The sequence below is a fragment of the Microcoleus sp. MON1_C5 genome, assembly GCF_036701875.1.
Taxonomy (GTDB): domain Bacteria; phylum Cyanobacteriota; class Cyanobacteriia; order Cyanobacteriales; family Microcoleaceae; genus Microcoleus.
The window spans coordinates 65356-85925 of record NZ_JAUBRN010000019.1 but is presented as its reverse complement, the minus strand read 5'-3'; the positions used below and the strand labels follow the sequence as shown (position 1 = coordinate 85925).

Here is a 20570-nt window from a genome sequence, read left to right as displayed (position 1 = left end):
TCATGCCTCTGATGCTGTGTTTCAGGCGATCGAGCAAATCCGCGCCGGGTATCGTACAGTTAATGGCATCACGATCAAAGCTGAAAAAGGTCTAGGGAAAAGCCACCTAATCAGTCGGATTCGCAGCCGCCTTCTAGATGAAGGTGGTTCTTTCTTTGTTTATATGAGCGAAGTAGACTATGGAAACTTAAACCGAGTCCACGCTAACTTTCTAAACACTTTGTCTTTAAGCCTGAAACAGATTGGTAACGAAGGCGTAATGCAGTGGCAAGAATTAGCAACTGCTTTGATCAATAAGACATTCGGGAAAACTTACATACCTCAAAATTTAATCAAGCAATTTTCGGGGGCATTAGCTGAAAATCCTAAATTAGTCGATCGCTTAACTGAAAAAGTGCTTCAACTGAAGTCAAACATCGAAAATCCTTATTTAATCCAGGCTATTCTGTGGACACTTTCTTCAGATAAAGTGAGCTTTGCAACCAACTGGCTGTCTGGAAAAGCCTTGGCACAGGCACAAGCTGATGCCATGGGTTTACCAAATTCTACAGAAGAGGATAAAGAAGGTGAAGCCTTTCAGACTGTCTGCCAAATTTTAGACTTAATCGGTGATTACAGAACTCTAGTAATTGGCTTTGATGAGTTAGAGAGTGTAGATCGGAATGAAGCTGGTTTCAGCAGGGCGCAGGTCGTCGCGCTCTTAGTAAAAGACCTGTACGGTAAAATTAAACGAGGTGTCTTAATGACAGCTATGTTTGATGAAACTTGGCAATTTCAAATTAGAGCATTACCCCAGGCCGAGTCAGTCACAGCTAGAATGGGTGAAAAGGTTTTTGATTTAAAGTATCTGAATGCTGATGATGTAGTGACTCTAGTTTCTCAATGGCTCAAAGAATTTTATGACAGTAAAGGTTTAACTCCCCCTTATCCCGTTTATCCTTTCGATGAAGGTGAATTAAGAGAACTGGGAAAAGAAAAATTAATTGTCAGAAAGGTTTTAGAAGAGTGTGCTAAGAATTGGAAAGTACCTGACGATCCTACTCCACCGCCAACAGCAGCCGATCCACTCCATCAAGTTGAACTTGCTTTTAACAACGAACTGAATGCACTTGAGGAAACAATCGAGAAATATTTTGACGATAGCAATATTTTAGCCGAGGCTCTATATTTCGCCTTCCTTGCAGTCAAAGGGGAGACTGTGGAACGAGTGCAAGTTGAGGAGATTGAAAAGGTACAAACTAAAGCTGCAGACAAAGGTTATCTCCACTTTAGAATTCGAGGCAAAGAAGATGGAAGGTCTGTCAAGATAGTAGTAGCAGTTGTTCAAGAATCTGGGGCAAAGTTTGTCAGTGCTGCATTAAAGCGATTAATTGATTATCAAAAGTTTGATATGACTCGTGGTTGTTTAGTTCGTTCTAAAGATGTTAAACCGAAGACAGTAGGAAAACAGTGTTTGGATCAACTTCGTTCTCAAGAACTAGGTGGAGAATTTGTCAAGCTTGCAAGTGAAGATATCAAGCCTCTCTTAGCTATTTATTTTGTCAACAATGCTCGCACAGATTACGAGGTAACCGAAGACCAAATACTGGAGTTTATTGTTCAGAAAAAGCTCGCGGCTGAAAATCCTCTAATTTGTGACATTCTTAGCGAGCCGTCGGGTCAGATTCCTGATGGGCTGGTTGATGAAAATGAGATAGCTGAAAGTACCTTCATACCTGATACAACGGAAATTAACAACCTCGACGAAGCACTTGATAAATTATTAGGTCAATAAGTGGATGAGTTATTCTGTTTTTGTTGATACGGCTTTGCAGTTACCTGCCCCAGATGTGGAAGCCTTAATCGAAGGGCGAGTGATTGCAGCCATGCCTCGAATTTTCATCGAGCCTGGTAGGTCATTTGCCCTATATCCAGCTAATATCTCGATTAATTTGCTCCCCCATGAGCAATACTACCGATCGAGTTTTTTACCAATTGCTAAAACCTCATTTTCTCAGTTAAGTTCTGAGACGATTTTGATAAAAGCTTGGGCTAAGTGCGAATTCTGCCAAATACTAAACGAGCCAGAATCATTAGAGGCTTTGTCCCAATTAACAGTCTGGACAACAGAGGGATTACAGCAAACTCTCCTGCAACGACGTTATATTTTTGTAACTCATCTTCGCGTTTATATGCTACCTCAGCCGCTGGAAATGCCTGTGCATCCCAGCGGCAATTTTGTATCTTTGCCAAAATCTCTAACTGTTACTGATTCAACGCCTGTGTTGAGCGAGTCTATCTTTGCTAAACGCAGTCACAAGCTGAAAACATTTGAGCCTCCTGAACATCCAGAATTGGAAGAGTTGCAAAGTGCATTAGTGCATTTATCCACCACCAACCCAAAAGCCAAACAACTAGAGGCCGAAATCAATATATTTCTAGGTGGGAGTAGCGATAAGCCTGTAAAACCAATCAAACCGGATTTAGCTTGGATAAAGACTATAGCAGCTTTGGGAAATCGCACCAAAGAACTAGATAAAGACAAAAGCAACTATCAAGCAGGAACCGACTTTGAAATTGTAGTGCGCGATAGCCTTGAGTTTTTGGGATTTACCATAGATTATGCTCACAAAGGTGGTGCTGGTGGCTTAGATTTATTATGCTCCAAACCTTACCCCTTAGTTGGTGAGTGCAAAGCCGGTAAAAAAATCCCTAACGATACAGCAGTTCAATTGCTGAATTTAGGAACGCTACGGCTCAAAGATAAAGAAACACTCGCAAAAGCAACTAAGTTGATTATTGGTCCTGGCGTTCCAACTCCTCAACTTATGGATGCAGCAAAAGTACACGGTATGGCAATTATGAACCCTGAGACGCTGGAAAAACTGGTTCAACTTCAAAGCAAATATCCTAACTCGGTGGACTTATTTAAACTGAAAGAATACTTAAAACCGGGGCAATCTGATGATGAAGTTGCTAAATATATTGAGCAAGTGGAACAAGAAATTAAAGTGCGATCGCACGTTCTTTCAATTCTGAAAAAGTATCACGAAAATTCTGGTTCTGAACAAGCAAGTGTGGATGCTCTTAGCGGTGCGTATTCAATGTCTAACCCACCCAAGAAGTTGTCCCGCGAAGAGTTGCACGAAATGTTAGTGGAACTTTCTTCTCCGCTGACAGGTTATGCAGGGCGAGTGAAAGGCGAGAATTTAGGGCGCGATCGCTTTTATTTCCTGCGCGATTTGCCGCTAGATGATTGAGATACGTCAAGGGCGATTCCCTACGGTATAGCTTCGCCGCGCGCACTTTATCCAATTTCCTACACAGCATCAGGATCTACGCCCAACTCCCGTAACCTCGCCGCCAACCTTTCAGCGCGTTGATGCTCCTCTTGGGCACGTTGACCCTGCTCTTGGGCGCGTTGACGTTCCATTGCAGCTTCCTGTTCAAGTTGCCGCAATTGAGCGTTGTCTGCCTTAACTAACTCCTCTACCAATGGCGGGTTTAGTATTTCATCCACCGATAAAACCAGATCGGAAAATACTACAGACACCATTTCCTCACCAGGCAAGAAATCTGTATACGTGTAACCATCTTCACCTTCAATCAATGCAAAAAGCCTGATTTTTTGCTTACCAGCTTTAGGGTCAACTATGCAATATTCCGGCACATTAGCTAATTCGTATTCTCCGCGTTTAATCACGTAATCTTCGCGGCGATTTTCGCTAACTACTTCTACCACTAACAGCGGCTTTTCATCAAATTCGAGGATGCCTGCACCTGGTCTAGCCGCAGCTTGTTCCAAAAGACTTTGAGTGCAGACAACTACATCGGGAATCCGAGACTTATCTTCATCGGTTCTCACTCCCAAGCCAGTTTTTACTACTAAGTCGAGATTGTGAGCGGCTAGGTAACGCTGCAACTGGTAAACTAAATATTCGCAAATTTTGATGTGTAAAACTGTGGCTGTTGGCATCGGGATTAATTTGCCTTTGTACAGTTCATATTTTACATCAGATTCTCCTTGATAAATTCGGTATTCTTCAAAAGTTAATGTGGGCGAAGTATCGAACTCTTTTTCTGCGACTGCTGGCACAATAGATTGAGACATATATTTTTACCTATCTCTATAGTTTGCTATTATACTCAATTGTAATTTTAACACTCAAGACATCGATTACTAAAAGATCGATCGCCCTTATTGACTTTCCAATAAGGGCACCTCGCCATAGTTTTAATATTTTTCAAAATACAAATTAAATATTTGGTTCTGTTTACCATTTGGGCGATCGCCTCAACAAGGCTGTAGCTGCCTCACTGTCGAGAGGTTTAGAGAAAAAGTACCCCTGACCGTACTCGCAGCCGATCGCCCGCATTTGAGCCAATTGGGTGGCGGTTTCGACCCCTTCTGCTACTACCTCCATCCCCAAACTGCGGGCCAGCATGACGATCGCCCGCACGATTTCCAAATTTTCGCCCCTTTCCCCGATGCGGGTAACAAAAGAGCGATCGACCTTCAAAATATTAATCGGGAACTTGTGCAAATAACTCAGAGACGAATAACCAGTGCCGAAATCATCAATACACAGCCCGATACCCAAGTCTCTCAAATGCGAAAGCATCGCCGCGGCCGCTTCTCCATCCTCCATCACCACACTTTCAGTAATCTCCAACTTCAAACAGCGAGCGTCAACACCTGTTTCCAGCAAAACTTGCTTAATTTGCTCGATCGACTCGGGTTCCGCAAACTGCCTCCCGGAAAGATTTACTGCGACTGTCAGCGGCGAATTTTCCACAGATAAATTCAAACTCTGCCACTTAATAATTTGGCGACAGCTTTCGTTCAAAACCCACAAACCCAAAGGCGTAATTAACCCTGTTTCCTCCGCCATCGCAATAAATTCCATCGGGGAAACTAAACCCCTTTCCGGGTGCAGCCAGCGCACCAGCGCCTCAAATCCGATAACCGATCCGCTTTTTAAACAAACGATCGGCTGATAATAAACAGTAAAAGGACATTCCAATTTTAAAGTAGTCAATTGCGACTTAGGACGCTCCAATCTCCGATCGATTTCACTCATCGGCGAGTTTTCGGCCGCCCCACAGGCGAAATCCACTATGGGATATTTGAAATTTAGTTCTTCAACCGACTCCCGCAAATCGTGTTCCAAGTGCATCAAAGCCACAGCCCGAGTGTGCATCGCACTGGTAAAAACTTCGTAGCGAGCTTTACCGAGAGCCTTGGCGCGGTACATCGCAATATCAGCATCGCGCAAAATATCTCCCGGCCACTGATATTTGTCGGTACTCAAAGCAATGCCGATGCTAGCAGTAATTAAAACTTTATTACCTTCCAAATAAAGCGGTCGTTCGATCGTTTTGAGAATTTCCTTTGCTTGGGCGATCGCCTCATCAACACCGTGAATTTCATCCAGCAAAATCACAAACTCATCTCCTCCCAGACGAGCCACCGTATCCCCCGGCCGCAAACAAGTCAAGAGACGGCGAGCCACAGCCACCAACAGGCGATCGCCCGTGCGGTGTCCCTGACTGTCATTAATCACCTTAAACCTGTCCAAATCGAGAAACAGCACCGCAAACTGATAGCTCGGATGCCGTTGGGCGCGGGCAAAAGCTTGCCCCAACCTGTCAGTCAACAAAGCACGGTTCGGCAACTCTGTCAGCGCATCGTGCAAAGCATCGTGCAACAATTGTTCTTCAGCCATCTTGCGCTCAGTCACGTCGTGACAGTTGACCACAATTCCCCGCACCGAAGGTTCGTTGAGCAAATTCGTCGCCACCGCTTCCAACACGCACCAGGAACCATCCTTGTGCTGCACTCGGTATTCCGCCATTCCCTGGCTAACTCTCGGCATTTGCATGACACCTTTGAACACTTGATCCACTATCAGCAATTCGTCAGGGTGAATCAAGTCAAATATAGACCGGCCCAGGACTTCCGCCGTCGGGTAGCCCAAAATCCGCTCTAGGGAAGGAGATACATAGCGGCAAAAGCCTTTCTCGTCGAGAATCACAATAATGTCTCTAGCATTTTCAATCAACGATCGAAAGCGCTTCTCGCTTTGCCGCAGCTCTTGTTCGGTGCGCTTTTGGTCGGTAATATCGGTATTCATGTAAATCAGACCGACAATTTTCCCCGTGCGGTCTTTAATAGCATCGGCCCGCAGCAACACTTGCAAAGTTTTACCGCTTTTAGTGCGCTTGGTAATTTCACCAAACCAAGAATAACCCTGGGCGATCGTGTCGAGTACCTCCCGGGCGACTGCGGGGTCAGCAAAAACTGCCGATATACCTCCGGCTAGTTTACATTCCTCTGCCGTGTCCCATTCAAATAGCTGAGAAAACGCTTGATTTTGATAAATGTGAGTGCCGTTCGCATCGCTGATGCCGATCGCGTCACTCGAACTTTCCACCGCCTTGCGAGTCAGCACCAGAGCTTCTTCTGCCCGCTTGCGCTCGGTAATGTCAATCCCTACCAGACAAGCTGCTTTGCCCCGATCGTACTTTTGAGCCACAATCAAATAGTACCCCTCCGACTCTCCCCCGTCGGTTTGTACCTTAACGTTGAGTTCTTTAACCGCTTCCGTAGCGTCGCCGGCAAAAAACTCCACCACAAAAGAGTTAAAATCCGAGCTAGCGCCCAGAAAACCAATATCTTGACCGACAAAAGCCGACGGCCGCAAACCATGCAGTTTGGCTAAGTGCTGGTTAACCCCCAAATATCGCAAATCCGAGCTAATCCAAGATACTGTTCCCGGAACTGCTTCCAAAATCGTTTGCAGTTGGTCGTTAGCTTGCTGCAATGCTTGCTGCACTTCACAGAGTGGTTCCGACAAGTCAGATTGAACTCCTACGAAGTGAGTCAAATTAGCGTTATCGTCTCGCACGGGAGATAGCGATAATTTGGCCCAAAATGGAGTGCCGTCTTTGCGGTAATTTTTGATTGGTGTCTGGATTTCTAGACCTTGGCGCAAGGCGTCGCGGATCTTAGCTACAGTAGTTCGATCGGTATCCGGGCCTTGCAAAAATCGGCAATTACGCCCCAAGATTTCACGGGCGCAGTAACCCGTCATCCGTTCAAAGGCCGGATTGCAATAAATTATCGGACAGTCGGGTGCCTTGGCGTCAGCAATCACAATGCCGCTGCTAGTAGCAGCCAAAGCTCGATCGCGCAGCCACAGGGCTTCTGACGCAGTATGGCGATCGCCTACACCCCCCACTCCACCTAAATTAGAAATTGACTGGTTCTCCCGATCTCCCATCAGCCGAACTTTCAAGCAAACCTTTACAATTTCCGAATTGTTTCTTACTCTAACGTTTTTCACGACTCGCGCAACGTAAATTGTATCTCCGCATTTAAGTAAGCGGGATTTCACCTTTGTGGTTAGTTGTATTTTCTACCCTTGCTGTTGGGCATTTAAAAAAGCACGTCTTCACTTCCGCAGTGCAAAACCCTGAATTCTTCTCCCCCTCAGACTCTCTCCCCCTCGGACTCTCTCCCCACGCCCTGGCAATCACGATCTGCAGCAGCTTATTTAGCAGGAGTTGCAGCTTGAGAACTCGGCGGCGCAATATTAATTAATGGCAAAGTTCCGCCTCCTCCCATTACTGTCGGAAACTGACCGTTCCATTTTTCAATTGCTTGCTGCTGCAAAATTTCGGCTGTTAAAGTTTGTCGCTGCAAGCGTTGAGCTTCTGCCTGACCTTTAGCGCGGTTTATTTGGGCTTGAGCGTCTTGGGTTGCTTTTTTAACTGTAAATTCTGCCTGTTTAGCTTCTTGTTCTGCTATTTGTTTGGCTTCGATGGCTTTGCTAAATTCTGGAGAAAAGCCAAAATTTATTAACGAAACATCTCTGACAATGACCCCGTAAGGTTCCAAGCGCTTTTTGAGGCTGTTGTCTATTTCGTTTTTTAGTTCCGTGCGCTTAGTAATAATTTCTTCTGCGGTTTTTTTAGAAGTTGCTGCTTTGAGAACTTCAGAAATTGCCGGACTCAGAATGCTGGTAACAATTTGTTCTTCGTCTCCCACTTGTTGGAAAACTTGATTTACTTTGGCAGGGTCAACATTCCAGTTGACTGCCAAATCTGTAGTAATGCTTTGCAAATCTTTGGATGCTGCATCTGCTTTCAAATCTGTTTTTTGTACCCGCACGCTGATAGTTTTTACAGAGGTGACGATCGGTAAAATTGGGTGGATGCCTTCATCTAAGATCGCGTCTTGAACTTTGCCGAAGCGCATCATGACGCCGCGTTCCCCTGCGCCGACGAGGGCAAAAGGTCTTAAAATTAAGGCGGCGATGATGAAGACGATGCCACCGACGATGTAGAGAGCTAGGTTGTACTGAACACTTTGCATGGTTTTCATATGTTGATTCACCTATGTTGTGTTACTTGATGTTAGTTTTATATTGATCTTATCTAAGATTATAACTTCATGTTAAGGGTGCAACAACTCATAAATTCATTGATTTTTTTTCATAAAAGTCATAGATTTGCGAGGGTCTGGGAACCTCTTAGCTCGATGAGCGGCGATGAACAATGGCACTTGTATAGCAATCCTTGCAGGAGTCGTAAATTTTTACCCCACCCCAACCCTCCCCTTGGTAAGGGAAGGGAGTAAGAAATACACAAATGATTTAGGATTGCTATAGCTGGCTGAGATTATTGATGAATAAATGTTTCAATCATCTTGACAAAGAGGATTTTTTTAGATAAAGCAGAAGTAAATAGATAGCTCGATCGCTCTGCGACAAGCGATAAAAGGGCGATCGGAAAGAGCAAGCTTTCTAGAAAGCTAGAAAATCAGGCTCGAATAGGTATTTTTTATAAATTTTGAGTAGAAGATTGGAGGTGCTTGCCGCTAAAACCTTTGGGGGTTGGTTCAAGCACAAGCGAAAGATAGAATTTCACTCTCCGACCTACAGACTCTATTTGTAGAATTGGCATCGGCCCGCCTTGCTCAACCCACCTGAGTAGAAAAAAAGACTCCTTGGGCAAGCTAGGAATTTATAGCTACAAACGATAAAAATCTGAGTTTAAAAATGCCCGAAAATAAGTTAAGCTTAGATGAGAACGGTTAAAGAAAAATCAAAATGTTGCAGCGACACCCTTGGCCGCAGACAGTTGAAGAGGCGATCGCCATTCAAGAACAGCTTCGGTCAGAGGTAATTACCGCCAATCAACTGGAGACAGTTCGCTACGTCGCCGGTGTAGATGTCGGCTACGACAGTGCAAACGATGTATCGCGGGCCGCTGTAACAGTTCTGAGCTTTCCCGACTTACAGTTGCAGCAGCAAGCTGTGGTTCGCAGTCCTACAACTTTTCCTTATATTCCGGGTTTCCTGTCTTTTCGAGAAGTGCCGGCAGTTCTCGAAGCTTTGGAAAATATCAGTTTGAGACCAGACTTGATATTGTGCGACGGTCAAGGACTAGCCCACCCCCGCAGATTCGGTCTTGCGTGCCATTTGGGGGTTTTGACAGGGATTGCCACGATCGGAGTTGCCAAAAATCGATTTATTGGAGAACATTCAGAAGTCGGACTCGACCGGGGCAGTTGGGAACCCTTGGTGCTGGAGGGATCAACAGTAGGAGCAGCGCTGAGGACGCAAACAGGGGTAAAGCCGATTTATGTTTCGATAGGTCATAAGGTAAACTTGATAAGTGCGATCGAGTACGTCCTGCGCTGCGCCCCAAAATATCGCTTACCAGAAACAACTCGATCGGCAGACCAACTAACATCGGGATAAGTGGCAAGGGCCGAAGGCATCAAAAAAAAAGTAAAAAGACCAAAAAAGCATCCGTCTTTGGACTTTTAATTTTTGAGGTGGCGCCGCCCGATTCAAAAAATCCTCTGAGTCTACTGCCAATCAGCTTTCGCTTCCATCCTTCCAGCGAACTAAAGAATGACTATACCTGAGAAAGAGGTATAAAAGTTGGGGAGGTTTATAGAATGATTGAAAGACAGTAACCAGCTTAAAACATTGGCGGCTCTAACTATAGTGCCCGGGCGTGAACTATTTTTAGTTCACATTTGTAAATTATGAAAGAGTCATCCTGCGAGTTCAACCAAAAGCTTAGATTCGTCTGATGAGGTTTCATAATTTACCGTCGGATATCTCACCACTGACTGGGAGTAACCACGACAGTGGGAGGCGAAGGCGCGATCGAGCTAAAAAATCAGAAACAAACAAGGAGACAGTCATGGCTGAGAAAAGCAAACGCGGATTCGCTTCTATGGATGCAGAAAAACAGCGCGCAATTGCTAGCAAGGGCGGAAAAGCTGCACACGAGAAAGGAACTGCACACGAATTCACCCCTGAAGAAGCCAGACAAGCTGGTCAAAAAGGTGGGGAAGCTGTCAGCAGAAATCGCGAACACATGGCTCAAATTGGTCGCGAAGGCGGTCGGAAAAGCCGCAAGAGCGAAGCTTAAGTCTCTCAAGGCTGGCCCTGTAATGAAAGATTGCACAGTTGCAGCGTGAGAGATAGCACTAGGACAGTGAACGTTTGAGGAGGTGGGGCGATCGAAGTTACCAAGGTAGTTCGATCGCCCAACCTCCAAAATTTGTAACTAGCGCCCCACAGCTTTGCAAATTTGAAAACCCCACAGCAATTAGTTTTTAGCAATCGCTGGCAAATCTTTAACGGCAATTTTTTAACAAAGCTGCACAGGGGTCCATAATTTTGCGGGAAAGAAAAGCTGGCAAGCGCGATTCAGTCTCTCAAAAAAAGCCAATACGAACACTAAAAGCCCCGAACTCAGGGCTTTTTTGTTTAGCTGCAGATAATATTTTCAGAACTTCGATCGAGTCGGCGTCAATAATTCTAATTAAGTTTTTTGGTGAGGAAGTCCGTCCTCAAAATAAATCAGCTAATATTTTTTTATATTTTTGAGTTAACTATAAAATCATGACAAACCAGCTAACTTTAGCATGGACAGAAGCTGGGGTGCGTCAAACTCAGACAATTGAAAACGGACAGCCGAGCAAAAGTCCGGGAACCGTGAGACTAGGGCGCGATCCGGCGAAGTGCGATATAGTATTTTCGCATCCCAGCGTATCGGGGCTGCACGTTGAAATATTTTTTAATCAGGAATTGCAGGAGTATGCAGTGCGGAATTTGCGGGAAAGCAATCCGCCGCTGGTAGACGGACAAATTCTCGTCCGAGGCGAAGCAAAATTGAACTCGGGAAGCCACATCCATTTAGGGCAAGTGCAAATCGAGGTGGTGAATGTGACGGAGGTGCAGGTAGCCGCGCCGCAGACAGTTTTGCTGTCTGGGCCTCCCGCACCTGGTAACTTTCAGCCGACGGGGCCTTCAAAATACGGTTTGCAGTGTCCCAAATGCAGCCGAATTTCGCCTTACGCGCAGTTGAATGCGGGGTGTCCGTGGTGCGGTACTTCTTTGGCGGCGGCGGCGAGTGTGATGATCTCTCCGTGAGAGTTTGAAAAAGGGAAAATCGGGCTATCCGCTAAACACTCTCAACTTCAAAAATCTTTTTTGCAGAAAGCTCAAAGCCGACGGCTGATGTTTAAAAAATCATGAATTCTCAACCCTTGCGCCTGCGACTGACTTGGACAGATACAGCTACGGGGGATTGTCGAGCCCCGATACTCGACTTACCCATCGCTTTGGGACGAATTTTTGAAGCTATGCCCCCTACAATCAACGGGGAACGAGTTTCTCGAATTGCCCTCAGCAGCAGTCAAGTTTCTCGCTTTCACGCAGTGATTGGCACCGAAGGCAACAGTATTCTACTTACTGACACGGGCAGCCGCAACGGTACTTTTGTTAACGGCATTCGCCAAACCCGCTGCGTGCTGGCAAACGGGGATATGCTGCAAGTTGGGCCCTACGCGATCGGCATTTCTTTTGCTGTGAATTCCCCTGAAACGCCGTCGGTCAATTTTCACATTTTCTTTAACCCGCAAACCAATGGGCCAGACCCCGCATTGAAGCCACAAATCGTGCAGCAGCTTCCTCAAACAGGTAGTAGGGGAGAATTTCCGCCGATCGCATTTTTGCAAGCTTCTCAAGTGTCAATGCGATCGGTCGAATCTAGGGGACTCCCTGTGGCAGAAGTTGATTGGGCTGCTGTTGGCGGTGGTTTGGGCAGCTTTATTTGGGTGGATTTGCTGAGAATTTGCGGCGTGAAAATCGATCGAATTGCGGTTTTGGGCATGGAAAAGCAGCCTTACGCCCGCTATCTGCGTTTGTGCCTGAATTCTCAAATTCCCCTGCGGGAACGCCTAAGATCGAATTCTGACTCATGTCCAGACAACATTTGGGGGTGGCCTCCCTATGCTTTGCGGGAAGCTTGGCAGGAATTGCGGAAAGGGCGTTTGGGGATGTCGTTGAAGTTGATGTGGCAGGTGTTTGCTGAACCGACTTTTGCCGAAACTTATACGCCTCGCGCGGGGAATGTGTTTGATTCTATTGACAGGGAAGTCGATCGAATTGGGTGGAATCAGATGTTTCGCTACGGTAGAGTGCGGGGAATTCGCAAAACAGATGACGGCAGGTACGCGATCGCTTATTCTCGATCGAATGCTGATCAGCGCGACCACGCTTTTTTAATCGCCAAATACGTACACTTAGCCACCGGCTATCCCGCCATTCAATTTCTGCCCGACTTGCAAGCTTATCGCGAAAAAACCCAGGATTTTGAGTCGGTTGTCAACGCTTATGAAAGCCACGACGGCGTTTACGAAAAATTGGAGGCCAGCGGCGGCAGCGTGTTAATTAGAGGCCGGGGAATTGTGGCTTCGCGGGTGGTGCAGCGAATTTACGAAGCGCGACAGCGGAACCGCAACATTCAAGTATTGCATTTGATGCGATCACCCAAACCTCAAGGTAACAAATTTAAACTCGCTCAGCGAAGAGTCGAAAATCACTACGAATTTCAACCTTTCAACTGGCCAAAAGCTTGCTGGGGCGGGGAACTCCGCGTACTTTTGGAACAAGCCGCCCCGGAATTGCGGCCGCAGTTGCTCACAGACTGGGGTGGAACTACTACAGCCCAGCGCAGCGACTGGCGGCGGATTGTCAAAGAAGGTTTAAGTCAAGGATGGTATCAAATTACCTTCGGTGAAGTCGAGCGAGTCGAGCGCGACAGTCAAAACCGCACGGTGACGTACATTCAGGAGAAGGAACTCAAGGGGCAAATTAAGTTAGAAGCTGATTTTATTATTGATGCTACGGGTTTGGACGCTAAGGTAAAAACCAGTCCCCTGTTAAACGATTTGGTAGTTCAATACAATCTTCCCCTCAACGGTTTGGGCCGGCTGAGTGTTAACAACGATTTTGAAGTACCCGAATTGCGGAATTCTTCTGCTAGCAACACAGAAGGCCGGGTATACGCAGCAGGCGCGATTACTTTGGGAGGGCCTTACGCGCCGGTAGACAGTTTTTTGGGCTTGCAATACGCCGCCTTGCGTTCGGTTGAAAGTCTGGCCGCCAACCGAGTTGCTGGTGTGCGGAAATTGAGCGTTTGGCGATCGTTCGTGCAGTGGTTGAAGTGGATTTTAAATAAATCTCCCGACTAACTTGAAGGACGAAGTTCGGCAACAAGCAATGTACAGGATTTAATGGATTTAACTGAGATATTGCACTATTGTCAATTACTTGTTTAGGAACAGGCTTTCCGGCCTGTTCCACAAGAGATGAATTTTATTGTGGAACAGGCATCTTGCCTGTTAAGCGAGAATGGTGCAACATCTCAGATTTAATAGATTTAACTGAGATATTGCACTATTTCAATAGTTTTTTTACGGGCGGGCCGGATGCCTACCTCACAATAAAACTCACTATTTGTGGAACAGGCATCTTGCCTGTTATTGAAAATGGTAAAAAAAAATGTCATATTTAACTGATTTAAACGAGGTTTCCATTCAATCTAAAATCTAAAATCTAAAATCTAAAATCGAACATCCTTCCCATTCAATCTAAAATCTAAAATCGCATGACTCCCACCTTATTCGGCCGTTGGCAAACTCGGTTACTGTTATTTGCCACCGTAGGCGTTTTAGTAACGCTGCCATTTTTTCTGGGTTTAATTACCTCCCAATCAGGCTCAATCTTTTTCTGGATTTTAGGGTATGTAGCGATTTTTGGCATCGGCTGGGATGCTTTATATATATACATCCAGCAGTTCCGCTGGGATCGAGATTGGCCCGGCGCGTTTCAATTACTCGCTGGAATTTGGGAAGCACTTTTTGTGCTATTTTTAATCAAAATTATCGGTTTGCCGGGGATACCTGCACAAGATTTTGACTTGGGAGCTTTTGCTTTGCATTATAGTTTAGTGTGGCTGGCTATTTATCTGGCATCCCAAACACTGATGCGGATTTTGTTTCCCCACTGGCGTTTCCGAGGCGGGCAATGGTGGTAATAATACCTGTAGGGGCGGTTTTTACCCACAATAATCGCCTCAAACCAATAATCTAATAAACCCGCCCCGGCTATTCTACCAATTCCCAATTCCCAATATAATTTCTAGTCGGGTGTACCGAGCCCGGGGCACCCAACATAATTTATAGTAAGCTCAACTCAAAATTGCTGCGATCCTTCAATGCACCGTCCTCCTTGTATTTTCTCATTTTTTTCAGGTTCTGGCTTGCTCGATCTGGGTTTTGAGTCGATCGGCTTTAATGTAGCGTATGTCAATGAAATTTTCCCACCTTTCATGCAAGCATACCGCTATTCTCGGCAGTGCCTGAATTTGCCGCTACCAGAATACGGATATTGCGAAGGAGAGGAAGCAGATGTAACTCGACTTGTAGGGGGAGAACCAGCTTCTCGCCTGCGGGAACTGATGCAGGATGCGCGCAAGCATCACGATATAGTGGGGTTTATCGCGGGGCCGCCTTGTCCTGACTTTTCTATTGGTGGCAAAAACCGAGGTGGGGAAGGAGATAAAGGCAAACTTTCAGCTTCCTACATTGAATTGATTTGTCAGCAGCAGCCAGATTTCTTTTTGTTTGAAAACGTCAAAGGTTTGTGGAGAACCAAACAACATAAAATTTTTTATGACGCACTCAAAAACCAGTTGGCGGATTCGGGATACGTTTTTGCGGAACGTTTAATTAATGCGATAGAATACGGTGTCCCGCAAGATAGGGAGAGAATTATTTTGATTGGATTTAGAAAAAACCTTGTCAAAAATCTGGGCATTTCCCTAGAGGAAAAAAGCCAAATGTTAGGCGAAAGTTTATTTCCTTGGCAAAGTCAGGTATTATATCCCACATCAGAAATTTTTTCTCATCCTTGGCCTGATAGAACAGCCTTTGCAGATGATGGTTTCGTGCCTTGTCCTGATGGCATTCCCCAAGATTTAACGGTAGAATTTTGGTTCCAAAAAAATGACGTTCTCAACCATCCCAATGCCAAACACTATTTCCAACCCAAAGCAGGCCTTAAGCGGTTTGCTTCCGTTGATGAAGGAGATGATTCAAAAAAATCTTTCAAGCGATTGCACCGATGGCGTTATTCGCCAACAGCTTGTTACGGCAATAACGAAGTTCACTTGCACCCTTACAAACTTCGTCGGCTTTCTGTTGCAGAAACACTGGCTATTCAGTCACTGCCAAAAGATTTTGCACTGCCGGCAAAGATGACGTTGACTAATATGTTTAAAACTGTTGGCAATGGGGTTCCTTATTTGGCTGCACAAGGTATTGCCAAAACAATTTTACAGTTTTTACAGACAAAATAAATAGATAAATACGCCCAAATAAACCTTAGCATCACGACTTTCGCTGTGGTGCGTGAGGGCGAGGAATTTTTGAATTCAAACTGTTGTGAGATTTTTAACACTCACCCACGGCCCCAACTACATTTTTGTGCCTGACGCGCGGTTTAAGATTGATTGTCGGTGGCGCAAGTTACTAGCCGCGCCTCACACATCCTACAGATTTGTGAAAGTAGTTTTTTTAAGAGACAAGATTGTATGGCTTCGCAAACTATCTTCAAGGGCATTTGCGTTTATCTGCTGTTTCCCCTATCCATTAAAGATTTATGCAATAAGTCTAATAAACAGCAGAGGGTGCTGAGAAAGAGAAAAGACGGAGAAAAATAAAAGTTCACAAAGGGTTTAGACTTGTTATATAATAGTTGGTTAAGGTTGAAAACCTATATTTTTTATTGCCTGCAATTCGCCATGACCGTTAAACCCCGCCGCTATCACATCACTACTTTCGGATGCCAGATGAATAAAGCCGACTCGGAACGGATGGCCGGCATTCTGGAAAATATGGGCTTTGAGTTCTCGGAAGACCCGAACGAAGCTAGCTTGATTCTCTACAATACTTGCACAATTCGCGACAATGCCGAACAAAGAGTTTATTCTAACCTCGGAAGGCAAGCTCATCGCAAACGCCAAGAACCGGGTTTAACTTTAATTGTAGCTGGATGCGTGGCGCAGCAGGAAGGTGAAGCGCTGCTGCGGAGAGTACCGGAATTAGACTTAGTAATGGGGCCGCAACACGCTAACCGACTTGAAGATTTGCTGGAACAAGTTTTTGAGGGCAATCAAGTTGTGGCGACTGAAGCGGTTGAGATTATGGAGGATATTACTAAGCCGCGCCGCGACAGCAAGGTGACTGCTTGGGTGAATGTAATTTACGGCTGCAATGAACGCTGCACTTATTGTGTTGTGCCGAATGTTCGCGGGGTTGAACAGTCGCGGATGCCGGAGGCGATTCGGGCGGAAATGGAGGATTTGGGCCGTCAAGGTTACAAGGAAGTAACGTTGTTGGGGCAAAATATTGATGCTTACGGACGCGATTTGCCGGGGACAAAAGCGGACGGCAGCAACCAGCATACTTTGACGGATTTGCTTTATTTTGTGCAGGATGTGCCTGGTGTCGAGCGCCTCAGATTTGCTACTAGCCACCCGCGCTATTTTACAGAAAGATTGATTAAGGCTTGTGCGGAATTACCGCAGGTTTGCGAACATTTTCACATTCCTTTTCAGTCCGGGGATAATGATATTTTGAAGGCGATGTCGCGGGGTTATACTCAGGAGAAATACCGCCGGATTATTGATACAATTCGCCATTATATGCCGGATGCTTCGATTACTGCAGATGCGATTGTGGGTTTTCCTGGGGAGACGGAAGCCCAGTTTGAGAAGACTTTGAAGTTAATCGAAGATGTTGGTTTCGATTTGGTGAATACTGCTGCTTATTCGCCGCGCCCGGGAACGCCGGCGGCTTTGTGGGAAAATCAGTTGAGTGAGGAGGTGAAAGCCGATCGCCTGCAACGAATCAATCATGTAGTCACAACAACGGCGATGGAACGATCGCAGCGCTATTTCGGACGCACTGAAGAGGTTTTGGTGGAAGTCCAAAATCTCAAAGATTCAACTCAGGTGATGGGACGCACTCGCGGCAATCGTCTCACATTTTTTAAGGGCGATATTGCTGAATTGGCGGGTAAAATTGTGCGCGTTAAAATTACAGATATTCGCGCTTTTAGTTTGACGGGAGAAATGGTGGAATAGTTTGGAGTTTTGAGTTTTGGGTTGAACCAAAAATAATGTTTGCCAACTCAATACTCAAAACATAAAGTGTAGGGTGTTAAATCGCAACTAGATTTGTGGGAAGAAGTAATTTAACATCAGCAGCAAATTATGCTGAAAGTAATTCGCATTTTGCTGCCAACAACTCTTCTTAAAAATAAGCATGACTGGAGTATTGAACTCCGGGAATATCTAAGTGCGCGAAAAGACGAGGAAGGAAATAAACTGTTTCAAGCCAGGGCAAGAAACCGGAATCGAATGCGGAGGGAAATGATGCAATTTTCGATTAAATGTGGCTGTTTGCTGTGGATTCTGGGGACGGTTTAACTGAAAATGGCCGGGGGGGTAATTGAGGCTTTTCACAGGCGGGAGGGGGATTTTAACCGCAGAGAGCGCAGAGGAGAGAGAGGAAGAGTGGAACAGAGGAGATAAATAGTCTTAAAGCGGTTCGTCTCTGCGTTAGCTGCGCTAACTGCGTGTATATTTGTCGAAAAGTCCTAGGAGTGGTGAAAAATGACAACGATGCGGATCGGGCTATTGTTCGGGGGGCGATCGGGCGAACACGAAGTCTCAATTAGTTCAGCGCGGGCGATCGCCCGTGCCCTCGCTGCTGACGAAAATGCCTCTAAATACGAAGTTCTGCCCTTTTACATCCAAAAAAACGGCCGTTGGCTGTCGGGAACATTACCTCAACAAGTCTTAGCCAGCGGAAAACCTCTGGAAATAGAGCAAGAACCAGGAAAAAACGACTCTCCCGCTGGACAGTTTCCTAATTTTAATGCCGTAGATGTTTGGTTCCCTGTTTTGCACGGGCCAAACGGCGAAGATGGTACGGTGCAAGGATTGCTGAAATTAATGCAAGTTCCTTTTGTCGGTTCCGGGGTTTTAGGTTCGGCGCTGGGAATGGATAAAATTGCCATGAAAATGGCTTTTGCTCAGGCTGGTTTGCCGCAGGTAAAGTACATCGCTGTCAACCGTTCAGAAATCTGGTCTAATCCTTGCGTTTTCCCCAAACTGTGCGACAAAATTGAAGCTGATTTGGGCTATCCTTGCTTTGTAAAACCCGCTAATTTGGGATCGTCTGTGGGAATTTCTAAAGCTCGATCGCGCGCTGAATTAGAAGCAGCTCTCGACAGCGCCGCCAGCTACGACAGGCGGATAATTGTCGAAGCGGGTGTGGTTGCTAGAGAATTAGAATGTGCAGTTTTGGGCAACGACAACCCCCAAGCTTCAACGGTGGGAGAAATTACTTTCCAAAGCGATTTCTACGACTACGAAACTAAATACACCCAGGGACAAGCCGACTGCTCAATCCCGGCAAAAGTCAGCGGTGCGATCGTCTCCAAAATCCAAGAAATGGCAGTGCAAGCATTTTTGGCTATAGACGCGGCAGGTTTAGCGCGAGTAGACTTTTTCTACATTGAATCCACCGGAGAAGTTTTGATTAACGAAATCAACACTTTTCCCGGCTTTACAGCTACCAGTATGTATCCGCAAATGTGGGCAGCGGACGGCATTTCTTTCCCGGAATTAGTAGACCGTTTAATTCAATTAGCTCTCGAAAGGCACGGGGAAAAAGGTTGAATCGTGCGCTGCAAACTGCTGCCTTGCCAACAGCAACAAATATTTTTTTCGCGGGTGATATATCCATACCAGCGGAAACGATATAACATGGTTGTGGCAGGCAGTGCCTGCCAGCAACCAAATTTTCGCTGCTGGTCGATCGACTGGGAATCTTCAGCAGTGGGGTATAAATTAAATGCACCATAAAATGTTTAAGCGAGAACGGCGAATAGCAGCGTCAATCTCACATCTTGCATCTCAAAATTTAACTCGGTTAACTTAGATGAGACGTTTCACTCAACTGCCGCAGTGGTGGACTTACGGACTGGTATTTCCCCTAGCGGTACTCAACTGCTGGTTAGCCCTCCTAGTCTTTGAATATTTCCGCGCCCTGATTACAGTTTTGGTAGTGGCTACAGTGCTGTCTTTTTTGCTAGATTATCCAGTGCGCTTTCTGCACAGATACGGCTTGAAGCGCGATCGAGCAGTTTTGTCGGTATTGTTTTTGACTTTACTGCTATTGGTGGTTTTAGGTCTGACTCTAGCCCCCATTCTGCTAAACCAAATTACTGAACTTGCCACCCGACTGCCGACTTGGATAGTTTCTGGCACAGAACAGATTGAAGCGTTCAACAAGTGGGCGGAAAATCGCAATCTCCGCATTGATGTTAGCGGTTTGACTACCAAATTGAGCGATCGGCTTTCAGCTCAGTTGCAGTCTCTCACTGGCGAAATTCTCAAATTTGGCTTGGGTGCGGCAGACAGTCTTTTGAATTTCCTGCTCACAATAGTCGTGACATTCTACTTGCTCTTGCACGGCGATCGCGTGTGGGAAGGCTTATTTAAATGGTTTCCCTCCAAGCTGAGCCTTCAATTGCGAGAGTTGCTGGCGCGAAGCTTCCACAACTACTTCGTCGGCCAAGCAACTTTGGCTGGTTTGATGGGACTGTCTATCACTGTTACTTTTTTAATTTTGCGAGTTCCCTTCGGACTTCTGTTCGGTTTGGGCGTGGGTGTAATGACTATGATTCCCTTCGGGGCACCTTTCAGTATTTGCATTGTCAGTTTGCTGATCACATTAAACAACTTTTGGCTCGGCGTCACAGTTTTAGCTGTGGCTACAGTAATTGAGCAAATAATTGAAAGCGGGGTTGCTCCTCGGTTATTAGGCGGTTTTATCGGTCTCAATCCTGTGTGGATTTTAGTGGCGCTGCTGGTGGGGGTTAAGGTGGCAGGAGTAGCAGGTTTGTTAGTTGCTGTGCCGATGGCTGGTTTTATTAAGAATACTGTTGATGTTTTGGAAATTTCGAGGAACAAGTCGAGGGAAGTCGATTCGGTTAGTTCCATTGAACCTATGGAGCAGTAAAATTCCTCCATAGGTTCAAATTTTAGATTAGAAGAGAGTTTTTGCAGGCTATTTTGACTAGGGTTTAGTTGGTACTTTAGCTTGAGGCTTTAGAGGTTTTTTACTTCCTGCTTTAGGGTGAGGC

Annotated in this window: 15 protein-coding genes; 12 read left to right on the top strand and 3 right to left on the bottom strand. The window is 45.8% G+C overall.

Annotated features, from left to right (window positions below):
- Nucleotides 1-16: 16 nt before the first annotated feature.
- Both QUA71_RS11980 and QUA71_RS11975 read left to right on the top strand, forming a co-directional pair.
- On the top strand, nucleotides 17-1774 hold the full coding sequence (locus QUA71_RS11980) for a hypothetical protein (RefSeq protein WP_333285135.1): 1758 nt from the start codon (nucleotides 17-19) through the stop codon (nucleotides 1772-1774).
- 4 nt (nucleotides 1775-1778) lie between these two features.
- Nucleotides 1779-3239 (top strand): DUF1802 family protein, encoded by a 1461-nt coding sequence (locus QUA71_RS11975; RefSeq protein WP_333285133.1) that lies wholly within the window; start codon nucleotides 1779-1781, stop codon nucleotides 3237-3239.
- Between the two features lie 59 nt (nucleotides 3240-3298).
- Here QUA71_RS11975 and QUA71_RS11970 read toward each other — a convergent pair whose 3' ends face one another.
- From QUA71_RS11970 to QUA71_RS11960, 3 genes are all read right to left on the bottom strand, one after another.
- Nucleotides 3299-4090, bottom strand: a complete 792-nt coding sequence (locus tag QUA71_RS11970; protein WP_333285131.1) for a Uma2 family endonuclease — start codon at nucleotides 4088-4090, stop codon at nucleotides 3299-3301.
- 163 nt (nucleotides 4091-4253) lie between these two features.
- Nucleotides 4254-7262: an EAL domain-containing protein gene (locus QUA71_RS11965; RefSeq protein WP_333285129.1), complete on the bottom strand. Its 3009-nt coding sequence runs from the start codon at nucleotides 7260-7262 to the stop codon at nucleotides 4254-4256.
- A gap of 269 nt (nucleotides 7263-7531) precedes the next feature.
- Nucleotides 7532-8365: a prohibitin family protein gene (locus QUA71_RS11960; RefSeq protein WP_190659539.1), complete on the bottom strand. Its 834-nt coding sequence runs from the start codon at nucleotides 8363-8365 to the stop codon at nucleotides 7532-7534.
- A 727-nt stretch (nucleotides 8366-9092) separates the two neighbouring features.
- On the opposite strand from QUA71_RS11960, the gene nfi reads away from it, so the two are divergent.
- The 10 genes from nfi to QUA71_RS11910 all read left to right on the top strand — a co-directional run bounded on the left by nfi (nucleotide 9093) and on the right by QUA71_RS11910 (nucleotide 20446).
- Entirely contained in the window at nucleotides 9093-9746 is a 654-nt protein-coding gene (gene nfi, locus QUA71_RS11955) for a deoxyribonuclease V (RefSeq protein WP_333285127.1), read from the top strand.
- 454 nt (nucleotides 9747-10200) lie between these two features.
- Nucleotides 10201-10431 (top strand): KGG domain-containing protein, encoded by a 231-nt coding sequence (locus QUA71_RS11950; protein ID WP_006631632.1) that lies wholly within the window; start codon nucleotides 10201-10203, stop codon nucleotides 10429-10431.
- A gap of 476 nt (nucleotides 10432-10907) precedes the next feature.
- Complete coding sequence (locus QUA71_RS11945; protein WP_333285125.1) at nucleotides 10908-11438, top strand: FHA domain-containing protein; 531 nt, start codon at nucleotides 10908-10910, stop codon at nucleotides 11436-11438.
- A 101-nt stretch (nucleotides 11439-11539) separates the two neighbouring features.
- A complete protein-coding gene (locus QUA71_RS11940) occupies nucleotides 11540-13543 on the top strand; it encodes an FHA domain-containing protein (RefSeq protein WP_333285123.1) in 2004 nt (667 codons plus the stop codon).
- A gap of 416 nt (nucleotides 13544-13959) precedes the next feature.
- Nucleotides 13960-14388: a hypothetical protein gene (locus QUA71_RS11935; protein WP_333285121.1), complete on the top strand. Its 429-nt coding sequence runs from the start codon at nucleotides 13960-13962 to the stop codon at nucleotides 14386-14388.
- 180 nt (nucleotides 14389-14568) lie between these two features.
- Complete coding sequence (locus tag QUA71_RS11930) at nucleotides 14569-15711, top strand: DNA cytosine methyltransferase (protein ID WP_333285120.1); 1143 nt, start codon at nucleotides 14569-14571, stop codon at nucleotides 15709-15711.
- Between the two features lie 444 nt (nucleotides 15712-16155).
- Nucleotides 16156-17499 (top strand): tRNA (N6-isopentenyl adenosine(37)-C2)-methylthiotransferase MiaB, encoded by a 1344-nt coding sequence (gene miaB / locus QUA71_RS11925; protein ID WP_333285118.1) that lies wholly within the window; start codon nucleotides 16156-16158, stop codon nucleotides 17497-17499.
- 129 nt (nucleotides 17500-17628) lie between these two features.
- Entirely contained in the window at nucleotides 17629-17844 is a 216-nt protein-coding gene (locus tag QUA71_RS11920) for a hypothetical protein (RefSeq protein ID WP_333285116.1), read from the top strand.
- A 186-nt stretch (nucleotides 17845-18030) separates the two neighbouring features.
- Nucleotides 18031-19101, top strand: a complete 1071-nt coding sequence (locus QUA71_RS11915) for a D-alanine--D-alanine ligase family protein (protein WP_333285114.1) — start codon at nucleotides 18031-18033, stop codon at nucleotides 19099-19101.
- A gap of 262 nt (nucleotides 19102-19363) precedes the next feature.
- Nucleotides 19364-20446, top strand: coding sequence for an AI-2E family transporter (locus QUA71_RS11910; RefSeq protein ID WP_190659562.1), 1083 nt, complete (start codon nucleotides 19364-19366; stop codon nucleotides 20444-20446).
- Nucleotides 20447-20570: the final 124 nt, after the last annotated feature.